We start from the raw sequence: 326 nt of genomic DNA, 5'->3' as shown, positions 1-326 counted from the left end.
CGTTTAAGCTGACATCTTGCGCTGAGTCTACAGTAGTCTCAGCGGCATTTGCCTCTCTATCCGTCACTTCAGGTACATTGATGTTAGAGGTCACAGGTGTCGTTTGGACTGCTGCATCAGTGGTGGTCCCGTTAACTGTCTCAGATTCTGATGACTTTTCACAAGCAGTGACTAAAAACATACTCAAAAAAATAACAGGCAGTACACGAAGATAGCGCGTAGGCTTGGCTGGCGTAAATAGATGGGTTTTCATAAGCAGATGACTATTGGTAAAGAGAGGGTTATTTAAGCACAGTAAAGGGTAAGGAACAATCTACCATTGGTGA

General features: G+C 43.9%; 1 pseudogene. It reads right to left on the bottom strand.

Annotated elements, in window-relative coordinates:
* Positions 1–253 (bottom strand): annotated as a pseudogene (locus tag AAEY78_RS12470) (hypothetical protein); the annotation flags it as partial.
* Positions 254–326: the final 73 nt, after the last annotated feature.

The organism is Psychrobacter sp. 16-MNA-CIBAN-0192 (assembly GCF_040309565.1).
Lineage (GTDB): Bacteria > Pseudomonadota > Gammaproteobacteria > Pseudomonadales > Moraxellaceae > Psychrobacter.
The sequence above is the reverse complement of the archived record's forward strand: the minus strand, read 5'-3'. Positions and strand labels throughout refer to the sequence as shown.